The 18,209-nt window shown below is 67.4% G+C and carries 22 protein-coding genes; 13 read left to right on the forward strand and 9 right to left on the reverse strand.

All coding sequences use genetic code 11. The annotated features are described in order from the left end of the window. Window positions 1-70: 70 nt before the first annotated feature. The 3 genes from pspAB (at window position 71) to radA (ending at window position 3,401) form a co-directional block, all read left to right on the forward strand. Complete coding sequence (pspAB, locus tag AC6I6X_RS08100; protein WP_497930016.1) at window positions 71-676, forward strand: PspA-associated protein PspAB; 606 nt, start codon at window positions 71-73, stop codon at window positions 674-676. A 444-nt stretch (window positions 677-1,120) separates the two neighbouring features. Further along, entirely contained in the window at window positions 1,121-2,206 is a 1,086-nt protein-coding gene (locus AC6I6X_RS08105) for an outer membrane protein assembly factor BamB family protein (protein ID WP_497930017.1), read from the forward strand. 163 nt (window positions 2,207-2,369) lie between these two features. After that, complete coding sequence (gene radA, locus AC6I6X_RS08110; protein ID WP_250139112.1) at window positions 2,370-3,401, forward strand: DNA repair and recombination protein RadA; 1,032 nt, start codon at window positions 2,370-2,372, stop codon at window positions 3,399-3,401. Between the two features lie 13 nt (window positions 3,402-3,414). Here radA and ddfA read toward each other — a convergent pair whose 3' ends face one another. The 3 genes from ddfA to AC6I6X_RS08125 form a co-directional block, all read right to left on the reverse strand. Next, on the reverse strand, window positions 3,415-3,705 hold the full coding sequence (gene ddfA, locus AC6I6X_RS08115) for a DdfA family disk-determining factor (RefSeq protein WP_497930018.1): 291 nt from the start codon (window positions 3,703-3,705) through the stop codon (window positions 3,415-3,417). Window positions 3,706-3,915: 210 nt separating this feature from the next. Further along, window positions 3,916-4,335 (reverse strand): Fe-S cluster assembly sulfur transfer protein SufU, encoded by a 420-nt coding sequence (gene sufU / locus AC6I6X_RS08120; RefSeq protein WP_497930019.1) that lies wholly within the window; start codon window positions 4,333-4,335, stop codon window positions 3,916-3,918. 101 nt (window positions 4,336-4,436) lie between these two features. Next, entirely contained in the window at window positions 4,437-5,069 is a 633-nt protein-coding gene (locus AC6I6X_RS08125) for an HD domain-containing protein (RefSeq protein ID WP_497930020.1), read from the reverse strand. A gap of 104 nt (window positions 5,070-5,173) precedes the next feature. Between AC6I6X_RS08125 and AC6I6X_RS08130 the strand changes: the two genes are divergently transcribed. Further along, complete coding sequence (locus tag AC6I6X_RS08130) at window positions 5,174-6,391, forward strand: metal-dependent hydrolase family protein (protein WP_497930021.1); 1,218 nt, start codon at window positions 5,174-5,176, stop codon at window positions 6,389-6,391. A 37-nt stretch (window positions 6,392-6,428) separates the two neighbouring features. Here the strand turns inward: AC6I6X_RS08130 and AC6I6X_RS08135 are convergent, their stop codons facing one another. The 5 genes from AC6I6X_RS08135 to AC6I6X_RS08155 all read right to left on the reverse strand — a co-directional run bounded on the left by AC6I6X_RS08135 (window position 6,429) and on the right by AC6I6X_RS08155 (window position 11,420). Beyond that, window positions 6,429-7,673, reverse strand: coding sequence for an aminotransferase class V-fold PLP-dependent enzyme (locus AC6I6X_RS08135; RefSeq protein ID WP_497930022.1), 1,245 nt, complete (start codon window positions 7,671-7,673; stop codon window positions 6,429-6,431). 233 nt (window positions 7,674-7,906) lie between these two features. After that, window positions 7,907-8,752 carry a DUF8054 domain-containing protein gene (locus AC6I6X_RS08140; protein WP_497930023.1) on the reverse strand — a complete coding sequence of 282 codons (846 nt, stop codon included), beginning with the start codon at window positions 8,750-8,752 and terminating at the stop codon, window positions 7,907-7,909. A gap of 59 nt (window positions 8,753-8,811) precedes the next feature. Beyond that, window positions 8,812-9,105, reverse strand: coding sequence for a DUF424 domain-containing protein (locus AC6I6X_RS08145; protein ID WP_497930024.1), 294 nt, complete (start codon window positions 9,103-9,105; stop codon window positions 8,812-8,814). Window positions 9,106-9,108: 3 nt separating this feature from the next. Beyond that, on the reverse strand, window positions 9,109-9,954 hold the full coding sequence (locus AC6I6X_RS08150; RefSeq protein WP_497930025.1) for a tetratricopeptide repeat protein: 846 nt from the start codon (window positions 9,952-9,954) through the stop codon (window positions 9,109-9,111). A 50-nt stretch (window positions 9,955-10,004) separates the two neighbouring features. Then, complete coding sequence (locus AC6I6X_RS08155) at window positions 10,005-11,420, reverse strand: FAD-dependent oxidoreductase (protein ID WP_497930026.1); 1,416 nt, start codon at window positions 11,418-11,420, stop codon at window positions 10,005-10,007. 201 nt (window positions 11,421-11,621) lie between these two features. Here AC6I6X_RS08155 and thpR point away from each other — a divergent pair, with 201 nt between their 5' ends. The 5 genes from thpR to AC6I6X_RS08180 all read left to right on the forward strand — a co-directional run bounded on the left by thpR (window position 11,622) and on the right by AC6I6X_RS08180 (window position 14,512). Continuing rightward, window positions 11,622-12,179, forward strand: coding sequence for an RNA 2',3'-cyclic phosphodiesterase (gene thpR / locus AC6I6X_RS08160; protein WP_497930027.1), 558 nt, complete (start codon window positions 11,622-11,624; stop codon window positions 12,177-12,179). Window positions 12,180-12,367: 188 nt separating this feature from the next. Further along, window positions 12,368-13,357, forward strand: a complete 990-nt coding sequence (locus AC6I6X_RS08165; RefSeq protein WP_497930028.1) for a hypothetical protein — start codon at window positions 12,368-12,370, stop codon at window positions 13,355-13,357. Window positions 13,358-13,410: 53 nt separating this feature from the next. Beyond that, window positions 13,411-13,563: a 50S ribosomal protein L39e gene (locus AC6I6X_RS08170; protein ID WP_007141389.1), complete on the forward strand. Its 153-nt coding sequence runs from the start codon at window positions 13,411-13,413 to the stop codon at window positions 13,561-13,563. A 2-nt stretch (window positions 13,564-13,565) separates the two neighbouring features. After that, entirely contained in the window at window positions 13,566-13,844 is a 279-nt protein-coding gene (locus AC6I6X_RS08175; RefSeq protein WP_497930029.1) for a 50S ribosomal protein L31e, read from the forward strand. 2 nt (window positions 13,845-13,846) lie between these two features. After that, window positions 13,847-14,512 carry a translation initiation factor IF-6 gene (locus tag AC6I6X_RS08180; RefSeq protein ID WP_497930030.1) on the forward strand — a complete coding sequence of 222 codons (666 nt, stop codon included), beginning with the start codon at window positions 13,847-13,849 and terminating at the stop codon, window positions 14,510-14,512. A 60-nt stretch (window positions 14,513-14,572) separates the two neighbouring features. Here AC6I6X_RS08180 and AC6I6X_RS08185 read toward each other — a convergent pair whose 3' ends face one another. After that, window positions 14,573-14,884 (reverse strand): ASCH domain-containing protein, encoded by a 312-nt coding sequence (locus tag AC6I6X_RS08185; protein ID WP_497930031.1) that lies wholly within the window; start codon window positions 14,882-14,884, stop codon window positions 14,573-14,575. Between the two features lie 138 nt (window positions 14,885-15,022). Here AC6I6X_RS08185 and rpl18a point away from each other — a divergent pair, with 138 nt between their 5' ends. From rpl18a to AC6I6X_RS08205, 4 genes are all read left to right on the forward strand, one after another. Beyond that, window positions 15,023-15,199 carry a 50S ribosomal protein L18Ae gene (rpl18a, locus tag AC6I6X_RS08190; protein ID WP_497930032.1) on the forward strand — a complete coding sequence of 59 codons (177 nt, stop codon included), beginning with the start codon at window positions 15,023-15,025 and terminating at the stop codon, window positions 15,197-15,199. Continuing rightward, window positions 15,196-15,654, forward strand: a complete 459-nt coding sequence (pfdA, locus tag AC6I6X_RS08195) for a prefoldin subunit alpha (RefSeq protein ID WP_497930033.1) — start codon at window positions 15,196-15,198, stop codon at window positions 15,652-15,654. Before rpl18a ends, pfdA begins: the two co-directional genes overlap by 4 nt. Window positions 15,655-15,680: 26 nt before the next feature. After that, window positions 15,681-17,024 (forward strand): signal recognition particle-docking protein FtsY, encoded by a 1,344-nt coding sequence (ftsY, locus tag AC6I6X_RS08200; protein WP_497930034.1) that lies wholly within the window; start codon window positions 15,681-15,683, stop codon window positions 17,022-17,024. A 205-nt stretch (window positions 17,025-17,229) separates the two neighbouring features. Next, on the forward strand, window positions 17,230-18,153 hold the full coding sequence (locus AC6I6X_RS08205; protein ID WP_497930035.1) for a CoA transferase subunit A: 924 nt from the start codon (window positions 17,230-17,232) through the stop codon (window positions 18,151-18,153). Window positions 18,154-18,209: the final 56 nt, after the last annotated feature.

Consider the following 18,209-nt stretch of genomic DNA (forward strand, 5'->3'; position numbering starts at 1 on the left):
GTCCGAACCCCGGTTCGTCTCGGACAGCCGAATAGCACCCTTTGAAGGGGTCGCCCCCGTTGCTCAACGTATGGGACTGCTCGACGGACTCCGTGCCGTGCTCGGGTTGCGCGCCGAGGCCGACGCCAAACGGGACGCCGACCCCGACGACCTCTTCGGGATGAGCACCGCCTACCTCACGATGGAAGCCGATCTCGGCTACGAGTCGGCGGACGTCGGTGCGCTCTGTTTCTCCGGCGTCGACTCGAGTAGCTTCCGCGACGCCGTCGACGAGGTCGAGGCCATTCTCGAGGCCGGACGGGAAGAGACCGGCACCGAGTTCTCCGTCTCGTCGGACGATCACGGCTACCACTGGGTCGTCCTCGAGGACGAGGACCCGGAGGACCTCGTCACGAGCACGCACTTCGCCGCGGACACGTTCATCGAGCACGGGTACGGATCGCGCCTGCTGGCGGCCGTGTTTGCCTACGAGAACCGGGATGGACCCGCTTACTGGATCTACTCGTTCCGCCGCGGCCGGTTCTACCCCTTCGCGCCCCGGCCCGGCCGCGAACGCGACTCGAGCGCGGAGTTCAAACTCGAGGCGGCGCTCGACGGCGAACTCGAGATCGAACGGGAGAAGGAGTACTGGTACCCGCTGTGGCCGAGTTCGAGCGGGAACCACCCCTGGGAGTGACGCGGCGGCGTTGCAGGCGATCGTCGCCGATCAATCCCAAATTGTGTTGGAGACACTGGTATGTCCGTTTCCACGGTAGGGAAACGTACGGCAGGGCGGTCGACGCCACATCATCCCCCCCACCACCCCCATCACGCAACTGCGCCATACACCAGTTGCCCCGTCCTGTCCGTACCCCTACCTTACCCACCCCACTTCGTTCTGCGAACCCACGAGTCACCAGTGGCGAGTCCGTCTCCGGCCGGATCGTGACCGTCCTCGGTCGGACCGCCGCGCGTCGCATCCCCCTCTCTTCCCACGTCTTTTCGCGACCGCGGATCGACTTTCGTACGGACGGCTGTCCGTCAGTTCTGGCACGATCACGAGTTCTGCGGTGGTGCCGACCCTCGGGACAGCGGACCGTATCAGTGGCTACTATAGGGTCGCGTTCGGTACGCCCCAGCAGTGAGAGAGTGGAACCAGTTCAAGGGCGATCGCGCGAACGCGGGCGTTCGACGCGACCTCGCGGGGCCGTACCGGGTCTCGAAGACCTGGACGGCCGACGTCTCCGGCCCGGTTCGATCGTCGCCGGTATTCGATCGGGACACGGTCTACGTCGGCACGAACCGCGGCAACCTGTTCGCGTTCGATCGCGAGACGGGTCGCCGGCGCTGGGTATTCGAGACCGTGACGCCGATCGACGCGACGCCGGTCGTCACGTCCGACCTAGTGTACGCGGGGACGGCCGACGGAACGATCCACGCGATCGATCCCGGCACCGGTGCGGGGGTCTGGGAGACCGAACTCCCCGGCGACCTCACGGCCTCGCTCTCGCTGTCCGACGGCCGACTGTTCGCCGGCCACGTCGACGCGCACGGGGTGTCGGCGATCGACGCGGACACGGGCGACCTGTGCTGGAGTCACGGGACCGGCGGGGCGGTCGTCGGCTGTCCGGCGATCGACGACGAGCGGGCCTACGTCGGGACGGCCAGGGAGACCGTGGCCGCTCTCGCGGTCGAGGACGGCGAGGTCGAGTGGGAGGTGCCGGCCGACGGCGCGGTCGCCGACGGCCCGACCCTCGCCGACGGGCGCGTGTACGTCGGCGACGACGACGGGACGTTGCTCGCGCTGTCCGCCGAGACCGGCCAGTCGTGGTTCACCTACGAGATCCGGGACGCGTTCACCTCGTCGGCGACGGTGCTCCCCGACGAGGAGACCACGTTCGTCGGCGCGGCGGACGGCTACCTCCACGTCACCGACACCACCTTCGGCCGGCGCAAGGTCCGTGGCTGGCTCTTCTCGAGGCAGGGAATCGCCCTCGACGGGGAGATCCGCTCGAGTCCGGTCGTCGCCGGCGACGTCTGTCTCGTCGGCGATTCGTCGGGATCGCTCTACGGCATCGACACGGCGGCGTTCGACGTGCTCTGGCACTTCGGGACCGACGGCGCGATCGCGAGCACACCCGCGATCGCCGCAGAACGGCTCTACGTCGGCAGCGACGACGAACGGCTCTACTGTCTCGAGTGGGACCCCGACGAACCGAAACCCTGAATCGCGTCCGCCCGGTCCCGACCGCGGTCTCTCTCGAGCGATCGCCCGGTCGTGCCGCTCGTTTCGATCGGATCACATCCGGGAGCCCCGCCGCTTGCCCCCACTTTCACTTTCACTTCCCTGTTAACGAGGCTTTATGGGGGGTCCGGCACAACGCGTTGGTATGGCAGACGCAGACCTCGAGACGCTCCCCGGCGTCGGACCGGCGACCGCAGACAAACTCCACGACGCAGGCTTCGACTCCTTCCAGAGTCTCGCCGTGGCCTCCCCCTCCGAACTGTCGAACACGGCGGACGTCGGCGAGTCCACCGCGGCCGACATCGTCAACGCCGCCCGCGACGCCGCCGACGTCGGCGGCTTCGAGACCGGTTCGACGGTCCTGGAGCGACGCAACGAGATCGGCAAACTGAGCTGGCATATCGACGAGGTCGACGACCTGCTGGGCGGCGGGATCGAGACCCAGTCGATCACCGAAGTGTACGGCGAGTTCGGCTCCGGCAAGTCCCAGGTCACCCACCAGATGGCCGTCAACGTCCAGCTTCCCAAGGAGGTCGGCGGTCTCCACGGCAGCGCGATGTTCATCGACAGCGAGGACACGTTCCGCCCCGAGCGGATCGACGACATGGTCCGCGGGCTTCCGGACGAGGCGATCGACGCCGCCCTCGAGGACCGCGAGATCGAGGGTTCGGCCGACGACGAGGACGCCGTCGACGAACTCGTCGAGGACGTCCTCGAGAAGATCCACGTCGCGAAGGCGTTCAACTCCAACCACCAGATGCTCCTGGCGGAGAAGGCCAAGGAACTCGCCGGCGAGCACGAGGACAGCGAGTACCCGATCCGCCTGCTCTGCGTCGACTCGCTGACCGCGCACTTCCGCGCGGAGTACGTCGGCCGTGGCGAACTCGCCGACCGCCAGCAGAAACTCAACAAGCACCTCCACGACCTCGACAAGGTCGGGAACCTCTACAACACCGCCGTCATCGTCACGAACCAGGTCGCCTCGAACCCCGACTCGTTCTTCGGCGACCCGACCCAGCCGATCGGTGGCAACATCCTCGGCCACAAGTCGACGTTCCGGATCTACCTCCGCAAGTCCAAGGGCGACAAGCGGATCGTCCGACTGGTCGACGCCCCGAACCTCGCCGACGGCGAGGCCGTCATGCGGGTCCAGGACGAAGGGCTGAAGCCGGAATAGCTCACGGAGATCGTCAGACTCGGCTTCGGCCGTCCCGTCGTTCTATCGCGACCGTGTTCGATTCGCCGCACGCGACGGTGACGTCGTAGTCGCAGTAGCCGAACTCCACGCGGCCGGCGCGGCGTCGTGGTCGGCCGCCGTTCGTCGGCGCGAACAGTTCTTCGAGCGCTTCCGGATCGATCACGTTCCACAGCGGCGGCAGCGTGCGGACGTCGACGCCCTCGGCGTCTGCGACCGCGGTGACGATCGCGTCGGTGATCGGCTCCGGGGGTCCGTCGCTCCGCCGCGTCCCGGTGATAGTCATCGAACCCCGTATGTGGTCGACTCTCAAAAAGACATACCCGAACGAGTCGCTACCCCGCCGCTATCGGGTCAGAGACGGCATCGACGCGACGATCCTGGGCGATCGCCGTGAAAAATCAGATCAGCCGCTCATACGGTCTGCTGTAACGAGTTACCGGTGCAACCGTAGGATTGTCGCGGTTGCACCGGAACTGACTTACAGTAGTCCGTGTCAGTCCTCGGTCGTCGTCTTCTCGACGTCGAGTTCGCCGCGGTAGATCTCCGCGCCGTCCTGGGCGACTTTCTCCGCGAGGACCGCGCACTTGACGCGCATCGGCGAGATGTCGACCCCGAGCATGTCGATCACGTCGTCGCGGTCCATCTCGAGGAGGTCGTCGATCGACGTTCCGGCGAGTTTCGTCGAGAGCATGCTCGCCGAGGCCTGGCTGATCGCACAGCCGTCGCCGGAGAAGGCCACCCGCTCGATCGTCTCCCCGTCGTCCTCGAGGCGGACGTCCATCCGAATCTCGTCGCCACACATCGGGTTCTCGCCGACGTGGGTAAACGTTGGATCCTCGAGTTCCCCGTAGTTCCGGGGGTTCTTGTAGTGGTCGAGGATCTGCTGTCGGTACATATCGGAACCCAGTCCCATCGTTGGATACGGGTAGGCCAGTGAGTTGTAAAAGGGTTCCGGGGGCCCACGGCAGCGGTCTCGAACCCGGGCCGGTCGCCGGTCCAGACGGCCCCTCCCGTCTACCGCTCGCCCGCCGTCTCCGCGTCGAACTGGGCGACGAACTCGCGGACGAACGCCGCCCGATCGGTCGCGAGATCACGGCCAACGTCGGTGTACGTTCGCGCCGGCAGGTCGAGGATCTTCTTGTGCAGGTGGTTGTACTGGGTGGCTCCCGCCGGCGTCTCGTCCTCGACGACCGGGACCGAGGGATCGTGAATCGGCGAGCCCAGTTCGCCGCCGTACGCGAACACGCGCGCGATCCCGACCGCGCCGAGCGCGTCGAGGTTGTCCGCGTCGCTGAGGAGTTTCGCTTCGATCGTCTCGGGTTCGACGTCGTTCGAGTACCGGTGGGCCCGGATGCAGTGCTGGACCGCGTCGATCGTCGCCGCGTCTGCGCCTACGTCCCGCAGAATCTCGCCCGCCTCCCGCGCTCCCCAGGTCGCGTGATCGTCGATCTCGCCGCGGTCCTCTCGCGATCGGCCGACGTCGTGGAGGGCGACGGCGAGGTGCAGGACCCGCTCGTCGATCGGGTCCGGGTGGCGATCGGTGAGGGTCTCGGCCAGCGCGTCGACGCGCTGGACGTGGTGCCAGTCGTGGGCGGGGGGCGCGTCGTCGAAGTACGGGCGGGCGCGATCGCGAACGGCTTCGAGCATGCGGGGCCCGTTCCTCGGGCGTCGTGAAAAATTCTCCGTCACTGACGTGTGGTTCTCGTCCGGTTCACCAATAGCTATGCCGGTCCCCCGACAACCGTGGCTGCATGCGAGTTATCGATTCGGACCGGCTCGTGACCGGTCGGGACGAACGACCGATCGAGGACGGACGCGTCGTCCTGGACGACGAGGGGACGATCGCGGCCGTCGGAACCCAGGAGGACGTCGATCCACCGGACGACGCCGACGCCGAGGCGTACCCCGCGGTCGTGCCGGGACTGGTCGACGCGCACCTGCACCTCCAGGGAGTGCGCGACATGGATCCGATGACGTGGATCACGGAGTCGTCGGAACTGGGAACCGCACGGGCGACGGCGGACCTCCGGGCGCTCCTCGAGGCGGGGTTCACGACGGTCCGGGACGTCGGGTCGACGACGGGGCTCGGTCTCCGCGACGCCGTCGCGGAGGGGACGATTCCCGGGCCGCGGATCTTCACGAGCGGCCGGACGATCAGCCAGACCGCGGGCCACGGCGACGACCACTTCCTCCCCTACGAGTGGGTGTCGGAGGGTGGCGGCGCGATATCGACTCTGGCGGACGGCCCCGACGAGTGCCGCAAGGAAGCCCGCAAACGGATCCGGAACGGCGTCGACGTCCTCAAAATCATGACCACCGGGGGCGTGCTCAGCGAGAAGGACGCGCCGGACCAGAGCCAGTTTACCGACGCCGAGGTGCGGGCGCTCGTCGAGGAGGCCCACCGGGTCGGAATTCCGGTGGCCTCCCACGCACAGGGTGCCCCGGGGATCAAGACCGCCCTCCGAAACGGCGTCGACACGATCGAGCACGGGTTCTACCTCGACGGGGAGTGTCTCGACCTGTTCCACGAGACGGGCGCGGTCTTCGTCCCGACGCTCGCGATCATGCACCGACTCGTCGAAGACGGTGCGGACCACGGCGTTCCCGACTACGGCCTCGAGAAGGCCCGACGGGCCCGCGAGGCGCACTTCGACTCCGTCGAGCGCGCCCACGAGGCCGGGATCCCGATCGCGACCGGGACGGACTTCCTCGGTCCCGCCCTCATCCCGCACGGCGAGAACGCGCTCGAACTGGAACTGCTCGTCGAGGAGGTCGGGATGGACGAACGCGACGCCCTCCAGTCGGCGACGCGCGTCGCCGCCCGGACGGTCCCCGCCGACGACATCGGTACGATCGACGCGGGGAACCGGGCAGACGTGCTCGCGCTCGGGAGCGATCCGATCGACGACATCTCCGCGGTTCGCGACGTCGAGGCGGTGTACAAGGACGGCGAACGCGTTTCCCTATAAAAGGCAGGTGACGGCAGCGCGGTACGCGCCGTCGTTCTTACGCAAACAGTTGTCGCGCGTCGTCCAGCGCCTCGATCAGCTTGTCGACCTCCTCGCGCGTGTTGTAGACGTAGAACGAGGCGCGGGCGGAGGCCGCGATACCGAGTTTGTCGTGCAGCGGCTGGGTGCAGTGATCGCCGGCCCGGATCGCGATCGTGTGATCGTTCAGGATCGAGGTGAGGTCGTGGGCGTGGACGCCGTCGACGTTGAAGCTGACGAGGCCGCCCCGATCGGGGCCGCCCTCGGGGCCGTAGATCTCGACGTCGTCTTCGGCCGCGAGCCGGTCGTAGGCGTAGGCGGCCAGGTCCTCCTCGTGGGCGCGGATGCGGTCCATGCCGACGTCCTCGAGCCAGTCGACCGCGGCGTGGAGGCCGACGGCTTCCGCGATGGGCGGCGTGCCGGGTTCGAACTTCCACGGGAGGTCGCCCCACGAGGAGTCCTCGAATGTGACCTTGCGGATCATGCCGCCGCCGTAGAGGTAGGGGTTTAGCTCCTCGAGGAGGTCCCGTTTGCCGTAGAGGACCCCGATCCCGGTGGGGCCGGCCATCTTGTGGCCCGAGAAGGCGTAGAAGTCGGCGTCGATCGCTTTCACGTCGACCGGGCGATTCGGGACGGCCTGCGCGCCGTCGATGAACGAGAGCGCGCCGTGCTCGTGGGCGAGGTCGGTCAACTCCGAGACGGGGTTGACGGTGCCGAGCGTGTTCGAGACGTGGACCGCCGAGACGATCGCGGTGTCGTCGGTGACCAACTCGCGGGCGTGGTCCATGTCCAGTCGGCCGGTCTCGTCGACCCGGATGTACTTCACCTCGGCCCCGGTCCGTTTGCCGATCTGTTGCCACGTGACCAGCGAAGCGTGGTGTTCCATCTCGGTCAGGACGATTTCGTCGCCGGGGCCGAGTTCGTCCAGGCCCCACGAGTAGGCGAGCAGGTTCTCGCTCTCGGTCGTGTTCTTCGTGAAGATGACCTCCTCCCGACCGTCGGCGTTGATGAACTCCGCGACGCGATCGTGGGCCTCCTCGTAGGCGATCGACGCCTCCTGGCTGAGGTGGTGGATCCCGCGGTGGACGTTCGCGTTGGACTGCCGGTAGTAGTCGCTCATCGCGTCGACGACCGGGTCCGGCGTCTGAGTCGTCGCCGCGTTGTCGAGGTAGACGACCTGCTGGCCGTCGAACTCCCGCTCCAGAATGGGAAACTCCTCGCGGATCGCCCCGACGTCGAGCGGTTCGAGTTCCTGGTGGCTCATTGCTGTCTAGGAGGGACGCCAGACAAAACACTCCTTCGGTCCGCACCCCGTTCTGCCGGTCTCGCGGTCCCGTACTGACTCTCGAGCGCAAAAACCCGGGTAGGGGTACGCGGCAGGACGTGATGGGCCTGCCGTGCGTGTGAGTATCACACTCGAACATATACGTGTATCGCCGATCGACGGGTCCCGGGTCCGCGCCGGTCAGCGGCCGTGGTCCGGACCGCCACGATCGGTCACTGCTGGATTTCGAGGACCCGCGCCTCGCAGTCGTCGCAGGTGATCGCGTACACCTCGTAGGAGCGACAGCAGGATCCGACGGTCTCCGCGTCGATCGAGATCGGTCCATCGCAGTCCGGACAGCGCTCGATGAACGCGCGCAGTCCGCTGGCCAGTTGGCTGCGCTGTTCGAGCGGACGGGCCCCCCAGTCAGGCAGGTACCCGTCGAGCACCCGGGAACTCGCGAGGTCGGCCACCAGCGCCGCGTCGGACTCCCACTGGGCGGCCAGTCGACCGTCGACGCGGGCGACCGCGTTCCCGCTCGATTCCTTGACCGTCACCGCCTCGAGATCGGCCTCGAGGAAGTCGGCGACCTGCGGTTCGCGATCGGCGTCGCGGAGTTCGTCGATCTCTGCCCGCCACGCGGACCGGAGGTCGTCGTCGAGACAGAGGTCCTCCTCGCCGGTCTCGGTCGTGCAGGGGGCGACCACGCCGTGGTCGAGAAAGAGCGCCTCGGGGTCGGCCGGTTCGAACCGCTCGGCCGCCCCGTCGTCGGCCCCAGTTTCGGCGGTCTCGACGGCTGGACCGCCCGGCTCGGGTGCCTTGTCGAACTTCGCGAGGAGCCAGTCGGGGAAGTACCGCTTGGTCAGCGTCGGCGTTCCCGGTACCAGGTAGCCCCGGAGGTAGATCGCTGCAAGCGAGACCGCCAGCACGATCGGGGCGACCGGCGGCGAGATCACGGCGACGGCTCCCGCGAGCACGACCGCGATCGCGACGTTGACCGACGTGCAGGGAATGCAGCGGTTCTCGCCCGTGTACTCCGGCTGTCGAAATCGATCGAGCGCGCGCGAACTGTCTGGCATACTGATTCGGTTTGCGTCGGCTTGCAAAAAGGTTAGTGCCGATCGCCCGCGCCGCCGGACTAGTACATCCGCAGCATCTGGGCGTGTCGCGTCGACCCGACGTCGAGGACGTTCGCCTCGTCGACGAACCCCGCTTCGATCGCGAGTTCCACCGCGCGGGTGCCGACGATGTTGGCGACGGAGGCCCGTGCGAGGCTGTCGACGACGGCCCCCTCGTCGACCGGCTCACCGCCGTAGAACTCCTCGGTGACGGTTAGCGAGATTTCTCCCTCGGCGAACGTCTCGCCGAGGACGTCCTCGTCGCAGACCGCGACGAGCAACCCCTCCTGCGTCTCGCGTTCGTTGACGATCATATCCTATTCCAGTCGCCACTCGTCGTCGTCGCCCTGTTGGACGCGATCGACCTGTTCGATCTCCGCGTCGTCCGTCGTGCGGGGCTGGCCACCCTGGCCGTGCATCTCCCGGCGTTCCTCGACGACGCGCTGTTCGGCCCGCTCGCGCATCTCGTTGGCCTCGTCGGCGATCTCCTCGGCCTCGTCGTACTCGCCCAGTTCCTCTAAGATGCGGGCCTTCTCCTCGAGGACCTGCGCGTTCCGCATCCCGAGTCGAACCGCGTTGTCGATGCAGTGAAGCGCTTCTTCGGCCAGGCCGCGCTCGGAGAGGAAGAACGCGCGGTTGAACCAGCCCTCGGCGAACCGCTCGTCGATCTCGACGGCGCGCTCGGCGTGCTCCAGGGCTTGTGCGGTCTCGCCGAACTCCCAGAGCGCGTACGCGAGGTTCGTCTCCGCCGTCGCGGCGTGTTCGCTCGAGTCGTCGATCGAGAGCGCCTCGCGGTGGGCCCCGATCGCTTTATCGTACTCCTCGAGTTCGGCGTGGGCGACGCCCTTGTTGACCCACGCCTCCTGTGCGACGCGATCGTCCTCGGCGAAGCGGGCGGCCCGTTCGAAGGCGTCGGTCGCCTGCTCGAAGCGGTTGATCTGCATGTAGCTCAGGCCGACGTCGAGCAACTCGGCCGCGTCGACCGCCTCCCGGTCGATGTTGTGCTCGTCGAGCGTGTCGGTGACCACGCGCGAGTCGACGGGGTCGACCTTCGAGGGGTCGACGCCAAGTTCCGGCGGATCCAGGTCGAACTCCTCGTAGGGATCGTCGAACCCCTCGCCCTCGGAGAACGGGTGCTCGCGATCGCCCTCTCGGTCAGTCATTGGGAGAATGGTGGCGGCGACGACTGTTAAGGGCTACGACCCGAACGACGTCATCGACGCGTCCCCGAGAGCACTTTCGCGGCGACGAGGACGGGATCCCACGTCGTGTTGAACGGCGGCGCGTACGCGAGATCGTAGTTCTCGAGGTCGGCGACGGTCGCGCCCTCGGTTATCGCACCGACGATCGCGTGGCTCCGATGCACCGCCCCTTCCCCGTACTCGCTGACGAGGCTCGCCCCCAGGAGCCGTCCGGAGTCCCGATCAGCGGTGAGCGTGACGGTGACGGTACCTCCCTTGGGGTAGTAGCCCGCGCGGGACTTCGCCGTGATCGTCTCGGTCACGGGATCGAACCCGGCGGTACGGGCCGCCCGGGGACCGACGAGGCCCGTTCTCGCCGCCTCGACGTCGAACGCTTTGACGGCCGCGGTGCCGGCGATCCCGCCGCCTTCCGTCGGCGTTCCGGCGACGGTCTGGCCGACCGCGCGCCCGTGACGGTTCGCGGTCAGCGCCAGCGGGACGTACGCCGCTTCGCCCGTGACGACGTGGGTCGACTCGGCGCAGTCGCCCGCCGCGTAGACGTCCGGCGCGCTCGTCTCGCGATAGGCGTCGGTCGCGATCGCGCCCGTCTCTCCGATCTCGATCCCGGCGTCCTCGGCGAGGGCGGTCCGGGGCCGGACGCCGGTGCCGAGCAGGGCCATGTCGACCGGAACCCGATCGTCGGCGGTGACGACGGCCTCGATCTCGTCCCCGCCCGCCAGTTCCTCGACCGCGGCGTCGAGGTATAGGACGACGTCCTGCTCGCGAAGGTGGTCGACGACCGCCTCGCTCGTCGCCTCGCTGAACCCGGTCAGGACGGAGTCGCCGCGCTGGAAGAGGTGGACCTCGAACCCGTTCGCGGCCAGCGCCTCGGCCATCTCGATCCCGATGTATCCCCCGCCGACGACCCCCACGGGACCGGTACAGGTCTCCAAGTACTGGCAGGCCGGTCCCCGATCGGGCTGCTGGAGCGACTCGCCGCCCCGCGCTCGCGCGACGTACTCCCGGAGTTCCTTCCCGTCGCTCATCGAGCTGAGGGTGTAGACGCCCTCGCGATCGGTGCCCGCGATCGGCGGCACCGTTGCTTCCGCGCCGGTCGCGATCAGCAGGTGGTCGTACGACTGGACGACCTCGCCCTCGTCGCTCTCGGCCGTGACCGTGCGGTCGTCGGGATCGATCGCCACGACCTCGTGACCCGTACGCAGGTCCACGTCGCGCTCCTCGCGGAACTCCTCGGGAGTCACCGAGACGAGGTGCTCGAGCGACTGGATCTCGCCCTTGACGTAGTAGGGGAGGCCGCACGCACCGTAGGAGACCCACTCGCCCTTCTCGAAGACGACGACGTCCAGGTCGGGATCGTCCCGTTTGGCCTTGCTCGCGGCGGCCATCCCGGCCGCGTCGCCGCCGACGATCACGAAGGTATCGGACATGGAGCCACGTAGACCACCCAGCCGTATTGCAGTGTTGCCGATCGTGCGTTCGCCGCGCAGTACCGGGATCGTGCTTCCGCCGTGCAGTAGCGGGGTCGCCCGATCGCCGTTCGGAGCGTCGTGATCGATCGCGTCCCGCCACGATCCCCGTCCCGTGACGACCCACCACCGTTGAATAGCGTTCGCCTCGGAGTCTCCCGTATGCGACTGTTCGTCAGCGTCGACCTGCCCGACGAGTTCGCGGACCCGATCGCCGACCTGCAGGACGCCCTCGCGGACGCGAGCGGTCTCAACGTCACCGATCCCGAACAGGCCCACGTCACGCTAAAGTTCCTCGGCGAGGTCGACGAGGACCGCCTCCCCGAACTCGAGGACGAACTCGCCGCCGCTGTCGCGGATGCCGACGTCGATCCGTTCACCGCCCGCTACGGCAGCCTCGGGGTCTTCCCCTCGCTCGACTACATCAGCGTCGTCTGGTTCGGCGTCGAAGCGGGCGGCGAGGAACTGACCCGTCTCCACGAGGCGATAGAGGAGCGGACGACCGCGATGGGGTTCGACGCCGAGCGTCACGACTTCACGCCCCACGTCACGCTCGCGCGGATGGAACACGCCGGCGGGAAGGAGCACGTCCAGGAGATCGTTCGCGATCGGGACCCGACGATCGGCGAGTGCCGGGTCGAGGAGGTCCGACTCACCGAGAGCACGCTCACCTCGGACGGCCCGGTTTACTCGACGGTCGAGTCGTTCCCGCTCGGATGAGCGGCCGGTTTCGCCGATCGGGACCGCGTTCGACCGGTGGTGGAATTGCTGGCATCGTGCCGGCTGTAGTCGCACCCTACTGTCGATGAAACCGGGTTAGATCGTCTATACACGCGATAATTCAGGAAATACAGAACTGGGTATGATGTCCGCTCCCAGTGTAGCCCGCTTCGGACGATGGCGTCCGCATGCCACTCCGCGGGCGGATCGATCGATCTCTCCAGGGGGCACCCATGACGGCCGATCCGGACGGCGAGGGAACCGCGAGCAGTCGCTTCGTGACGCGCCGGGACGTGGTCGTCGCGCTCGGCGGGGCGGCGGCCGCGTCGACGATCGGCGTCGACGGCGCGACCGCGCGCGAGGCCCCGCTCCACGTGCGCGTCTATCCGGGACCCGTTCCGCTTCGCGCGTGGGTCCGATACCGGTTCGAGGGGATGTCCCGGGACTGGCCACCGCCGTACCGTGCGGCGATGGGAGCAGTCGAGGACGCCTTCGAACAGGTGCTCGCCTACGCGCGCGAGCGATCGCGACTCACGGACGTCGATTTCAGGATCGAGCGCGGACAGCGCGTCCGGTTCCCGCTCACGGCGGCGGACCCCTCGATCGACGCTCTCGTCCCGCCCCGGGAGACGGTTCTCGACGTCTTTCGCGACCAGGTGCGCGAGCGCGACGTGGGGTCGGCGACGACCTGTCACCTGTTGCTGTGCTGGGCCCCGTTCAACTTCCGGTTGGGGTACGGCGGTACGCATCCGTCGATCGATCGGGTCGGCCGCGTCGACGGCGAGGGCGCCTACACTGCGGCGAACGTCGGGGCGACGTCGCTCTGGGACTCGCGGGCGGTAACCCGGAACATGGCGATCCACGAGACGCTCCACACCTTCCTCTCGCCCGATATCGCCGAAGCGGTGGGCGGGACGCCGTGCGATCACAACCTCGGCACCGCCGTCCGGACCGACGACGACGTCCTTCGCGTCTCGCCGATGGCGACGGCCTACGCCGGCCCCGATCGGTTCGACGCCGGGACTCGCTGGGAGGGGCGCGGGTGTGCGGATCACGATCGGTTCCACCGCCACGACGGCCACGAGGGAATCGATCGGCACGCGTACACGACGCGGTTAAGCGAAGCGACCTGCGAGGCCGTCACACGGTATCTCGAGCGCCAGCGCCCCCTCTCGTGAGCGCCGGCAAGATGGACAAGATTTTAAGCCAGCATGGGCTACGTCCGGCCACTATGGGTAAGAAATCGAAGGGCAAGAAGAAGCGTCTTGCCAAACTCGAGAACCAGAACAGCCGCGTTCCGGCCTGGGTCATGATGAAGACCGACATGGAAGTCCAGCGGAACCCGAAGCGACGCAACTGGCGGCGAAGCGACACTGACGAGTAATCATGAGTGCCAGTGATTTCGAGGAGCGCGTGGTAACGGTCCCGCTCCGAGACGTCAAGAAGGGGGCCAACCACGAGGCCGCCGATCTCGCGATGCGACTCGTCCGCGAACACCTCGCGAAACACTTCGCCGTCGACGAAGACGCCGTTCGACTCGACCCCTCGATCAACGAGGAAGTCTGGTCGCAGGGCCGATCGAACCCGCCGCGGAAGCTTCGCGTCCGCGCGGCCCGCTTCGACGAAGAGGGCGAAGCCGTCGTCGAGGCCGAGGTCGCCGAGTAAACTTGCAACGTCTCGCCTTCGCCGGGTCGGCGTACGTCGGGGTGTTCGCCCGTGCGACCGACTCGTGCGTGCTCGTTCGTCCCGACCTCGACGACGACGTCGTCGCCGATCTGACCGACGAACTCGGCGTGCCGGCGATCGAAACGACCGTCGGCGGTTCGTCGACGGTCGGTGCCCTAGCGACGGGTAACGAGAACGGCCTGCTGGTCAGTTCGCGCGTCCTCGAGACCGAGCGCGATAGGCTCGCCGAGGACGTCGACGTCCCCGTCGCGGAACTCCCGGGGAACATCAACGCCGCCGGTAACGTCGTGCTCGCCAACGACTTCGGCGCGTACGTTCACCCCGACCTCCCGCGGGAGGCGGTCCGGATCGTCAGGGATACGCTCGAAGTCCCCGTCGAGCGAGGCGACCTCGCTGGCGTCCGGACGGTCGGCACGGCCGCGGTCGCGACGAACGCGGGCGTGCTCTGTCATCCGAAGGCCACCGACGAGGAACTGGACGTCCTGGAGGACACGCTCGACGTCCGGGCCGACGTCGGGACGGTCAACTACGGCGCGCCGCTGGTCGGATCGGGACTGATCGCGAACGAGAACGGCTACGTCGTCGGCGAAGACACGACGGGCCCGGAACTCGGCCGGATCGAGGACGCGCTGGGCTATCTGGACTGACGTCCGTCTTCGGTTCGATCTCGCTTCTCCGGTCTCTCCGCCTGTCACCACACGCGCCCGCTACTGCGGCTCGAACCGGTGCAGGACGACCTCGCTGTCGTCGTCCCACTCGAAGTTCTGGTGGGCGCGCTCGAGCAGTCGTCGGTAGGCCTCGAGATCGTCCATTCCTTCGGCCCGTGCGTCCGCGTCGGTCAGGTCACCCAGAGTGCGATCGGCCACCTCGCGCACCTCGAACGTCGTCCCGTCGATCGTGAACGTGTCGCCCTCTTCGGCGTACTGCTGGCCGCGGTGGATCTGCGTGACCGCGCCGTCCGTGGCCTGCTGGCGCATCCGCTCGCTCGGGAGCAGGTCTGCGGGATCGATCTCGCTCATGGCTCGCCGTTCGCGTACGGCCCGGAAAACCGTTTGGCCTCCGTACGTGGGTTTCCCCCGACAGCGCCGCGATCGATCGCGGTCCGTCCGCCGAATGGGAAGGGAAGATTCTTCCGACTGCCTGCCGGAGAGGAAGACATGAGTGAATTTACGGTGAACGGTCGGTTCAAGACCCGCGACGGCTTCGCGGAGTTCGAGACGACGATCGACGCGGAGAACGAGAACGTGGCCCGCGAGCACGCGCTCTCCCAACTCGGGAGTCAGCACGGGCTCAAGCGCACCGAGATCGAACTCGAGGAGGTAGCCGAACGATGAGCAGTCAACAGCAGCTCCAGCAGCTCTCCCAGGAACTCCAGGAGATCCAGGAACAGATCGAGGCGCTCCAGCAGTCGGTCGAGGGCGTCCAGCAGGAAAAGACCGAGGTCGACGAGGCCATCGAGGCCCTCGAGACGCTCGAGACGGGCTCGACCGTGCAGGTGCCCCTCGGCGGCGGCGCGTACCTCCGCGCGGAGATACAGGACATCGACGAGGCGATCGTCGAACTCGGCGCCGACTACGCCGCGGAGTTCGAACAGGACGACGCCGTCGACGCGCTCGAGAACAAGAAAGACCACCTCGACGATCGGATCGACGAGATCACGTCGGAGATTTCGGAACTCGAGACCGAGAGCGATCAGCTCGAACAGCAGGCCCAGCAGCTCCAGCAGCAGGCGATGCAACAGCAGATGCAACAGATGGGCCAAGGGCAGGGCCAGGGCCCCGACGAGTAGCCGCGTAGGGACCACCACCGATATCCATGTTCGACAACCTGAAGGACAAGCTCGGGAGCTTCCGCAAAGACGCCGAAGAGGCCGCCGAAGAGAACGTCGAGGAAGTGGACGAGGACGAACTCGACGACGAGGAACTCGCGGAGGCCGAGCGTGGCGACGGCGCGGAGGCGGCCGCGTCGGCGGAATCCCCCGATACTACCCCTGGAGAGTCGGCGGAGACGGCCGCAGAGCCCGCTGAAGGTCCCCTCGACGAGCCAGATAGCGAACTCGAGGCCGAGATGGCGACGTCGACGGAGACGGCGGCGGAGGCGAGCGCCGAGACGGACGTCCCGTCGACCGACGCGGCCGAAACGCGGGCGACGGCGACCGACTCCGCCGTGGGTGACGAGCCGGCCGACGGCGCGGAAGGGGCGGTCGACGACGACGCAGACGAGGTCGTCGCTGCCGACGCGGTCGACGAAACAGACGAGAACGACACCGGGTTCGGCGCCAAAGCCCGATCGCTCGTCCGCGGGAAGTTCGTCATCGAGGAGGAGGACCTCGAGGGCCCCCTGCACGAACTCGAACTCGCGTTGCTCTCGAGCGACGTGGAGATGGGCGTCGCCGAGGAGATTCTCGACAACATCCGGGACGAACTGGTCGGCGAGACCCGCACGTTCACCACCTCGACCGGAGACGTGGTCGAGGAGGCCCTGCGTGACGCCATCTACGACGTGATCAGCGTCGGCCAGTTCGACTTCGACGAGCGCATCGCGATCGAGGACAAACCCGTCACGATCGTCTTCACCGGCGTCAACGGCGTCGGGAAGACGACCTCGATCGCCAAGCTGAGCCGCTACTTCGAAGAACGTGGCTATTCGACGGTGATGGCCAACGGCGACACCTACCGGGCCGGGGCCAACGAACAGATCCAGGAACACGCCGACGCGCTGGATACGAAACTCATCAGCCACGAGCAGGGCGGCGATCCCGCCGCGGTACTGTACGACGCCGTCGAGTACGCCGAGGCCAACGACGTCGATATCGTCCTCGGTGATACGGCCGGCCGACTCCACACCGACGAGGGGCTGATGGACCAACTCGAGAAGATCGGCCGCGTGGTCGACCCCGACATGACGCTGTTCGTCGACGAGGCCGTTGCAGGCCAAGACGCCGTGAATCGGGCCCGCGAGTTCAACGAGGCCGTCGAGATGGACGGCGCGATCCTCACCAAGGCCGACGCCGACTCTAACGGCGGCGCGGCGATCTCGATCGCCCACGTCACCGGGAAGCCCATCCTCTTCCTCGGCGTCGGACAGGGCTACGACGATCTGGAGCGATTCGATCCCGAGGAGATGGCCGATCGCCTCCTCGCGGACGACGAGTCGTAGCACTCGACGTCTTTTCGCCGCGTGATCCGTTCGGAATGCCGGACGAGAGCGATCGCTGTCCCGTGAGGCAGTGGCTCTCGATCGCGTCGACAGGAGCCACCGCAAGGTCTATAGAGCCGGACTATATTGTAATATGTACAAATGAAAAACGGAATAGCTGGTCGAAGACCAATTGAATTGGCGGTGTATACACCCGTGGTCAACGATGGCTGACGGATCGACCGCGGTGACGGACATGCAGACCGCGATCGACCGCGCCGTAAGCGACGGCGATTCGGTGTATCTCGCGGGATTTACCCACCTGATCCCGTTCGCGGCGGGTCACGAGATCGTCCGACAGGGGTACACCGATCTGAACCTGATCCGGGCGACGCCGGACCTGATCTACGATCAACTGATCGCCGCAGGCTGTGCGTCGACGGTGACGTTCTCGTGGGCCGGGAATCCGGGCGTCGGGGGCCTCCGCGCGTTCCGCCGGGCGGTCGAGGACGACGTTCCGCATCCGATCGCGATCGACGAGTACACGCACTTCGGGCTGACGGCGCGGCTCGCGGCCGGTGCGCGCGGGCTGCCGTTCATGCCGGTCCGGACGTTCGCGGGCTCGGACCTGCCCGAACACAACGATCACGTCCGCCGGGTCGAGGACCCCTTCGGCGACGACGAGGTCTACGCCGTACCGCCGCTGTGTCCGGACGTCGCGGTCGTCCGGGCCCAGCGAAGCGACGCGAGCGGCAACGCGCACGTCTGGGGGATCCAGGGCGAGATTCCCGAGGTCGCGTTCGCCGCGGATACCGTCGTCCTGAGCGTCGAGGAGGTGGTCGACGAGCAGGTCATCCGGAGCGATCCGAACCGGACCGTCGTCCCCGCCTCGGTCGTCGACTACGTCGTCGAGGAACCGTACGGTTCCCACCCCTCCTACGCGCAGGGGTACTACGATCGGGACAACGACGCCTACCTCGAGTGGGACGAGGTCTCGGAGTCACAGGCCCGCATAGAGGAGTGGCTCGACGAGTGGGTCCACGGGGTGGCCGATCGCCGCGAGTACACAGAGAAACTCGACAGCGAGCGACTGCTCGACCTGGAACCGACCACCGAGTACGCGACGCCGATCGACATGGGAGGCTACTGATGACGGGAACCGAATCCGACGCAGACGAGGCGATCGACGGGACCGACGACCGACCG

The organism is Halosolutus sp. YCN4, assembly GCF_059736495.1.

Coding starts and splice junctions, on each gene's coding strand:
- AC6I6X_RS08175 (WP_497930029.1), top strand. CDS start 13,566: ATGAGTGCCAGTGATTTCGAGGAGCGCGTGGTAACGGTCCCGCTCCGA.
- thpR (WP_497930027.1), top strand. CDS start 11,622: ATGCGACTGTTCGTCAGCGTCGACCTGCCCGACGAGTTCGCGGACCCG.
- pspAB (WP_497930016.1), top strand. CDS start 71: ATGGGACTGCTCGACGGACTCCGTGCCGTGCTCGGGTTGCGCGCCGAG.
- AC6I6X_RS08150 (WP_497930025.1), bottom strand. CDS start 9,954: ATGACTGACCGAGAGGGCGATCGCGAGCACCCGTTCTCCGAGGGCGAG.
- radA (WP_250139112.1), top strand. CDS start 2,370: ATGGCAGACGCAGACCTCGAGACGCTCCCCGGCGTCGGACCGGCGACC.
- AC6I6X_RS08165 (WP_497930028.1), top strand. CDS start 12,368: ATGCCACTCCGCGGGCGGATCGATCGATCTCTCCAGGGGGCACCCATG.
- AC6I6X_RS08140 (WP_497930023.1), bottom strand. CDS start 8,752: ATGCCAGACAGTTCGCGCGCGCTCGATCGATTTCGACAGCCGGAGTAC.
- rpl18a (WP_497930032.1), top strand. CDS start 15,023: ATGAGTGAATTTACGGTGAACGGTCGGTTCAAGACCCGCGACGGCTTC.
- ddfA (WP_497930018.1), bottom strand. CDS start 3,705: ATGACTATCACCGGGACGCGGCGGAGCGACGGACCCCCGGAGCCGATC.
- AC6I6X_RS08185 (WP_497930031.1), bottom strand. CDS start 14,884: ATGAGCGAGATCGATCCCGCAGACCTGCTCCCGAGCGAGCGGATGCGC.
- AC6I6X_RS08145 (WP_497930024.1), bottom strand. CDS start 9,105: ATGATCGTCAACGAACGCGAGACGCAGGAGGGGTTGCTCGTCGCGGTC.
- AC6I6X_RS08125 (WP_497930020.1), bottom strand. CDS start 5,069: ATGCTCGAAGCCGTTCGCGATCGCGCCCGCCCGTACTTCGACGACGCG.
- AC6I6X_RS08130 (WP_497930021.1), top strand. CDS start 5,174: ATGCGAGTTATCGATTCGGACCGGCTCGTGACCGGTCGGGACGAACGA.
- sufU (WP_497930019.1), bottom strand. CDS start 4,335: ATGGGACTGGGTTCCGATATGTACCGACAGCAGATCCTCGACCACTAC.
- ftsY (WP_497930034.1), top strand. CDS start 15,681: ATGTTCGACAACCTGAAGGACAAGCTCGGGAGCTTCCGCAAAGACGCC.
- AC6I6X_RS08135 (WP_497930022.1), bottom strand. CDS start 7,673: ATGAGCCACCAGGAACTCGAACCGCTCGACGTCGGGGCGATCCGCGAG.
- AC6I6X_RS08205 (WP_497930035.1), top strand. CDS start 17,230: ATGGCTGACGGATCGACCGCGGTGACGGACATGCAGACCGCGATCGAC.
- AC6I6X_RS08155 (WP_497930026.1), bottom strand. CDS start 11,420: ATGTCCGATACCTTCGTGATCGTCGGCGGCGACGCGGCCGGGATGGCC.
- AC6I6X_RS08170 (WP_007141389.1), top strand. CDS start 13,411: ATGGGTAAGAAATCGAAGGGCAAGAAGAAGCGTCTTGCCAAACTCGAG.
- pfdA (WP_497930033.1), top strand. CDS start 15,196: ATGAGCAGTCAACAGCAGCTCCAGCAGCTCTCCCAGGAACTCCAGGAG.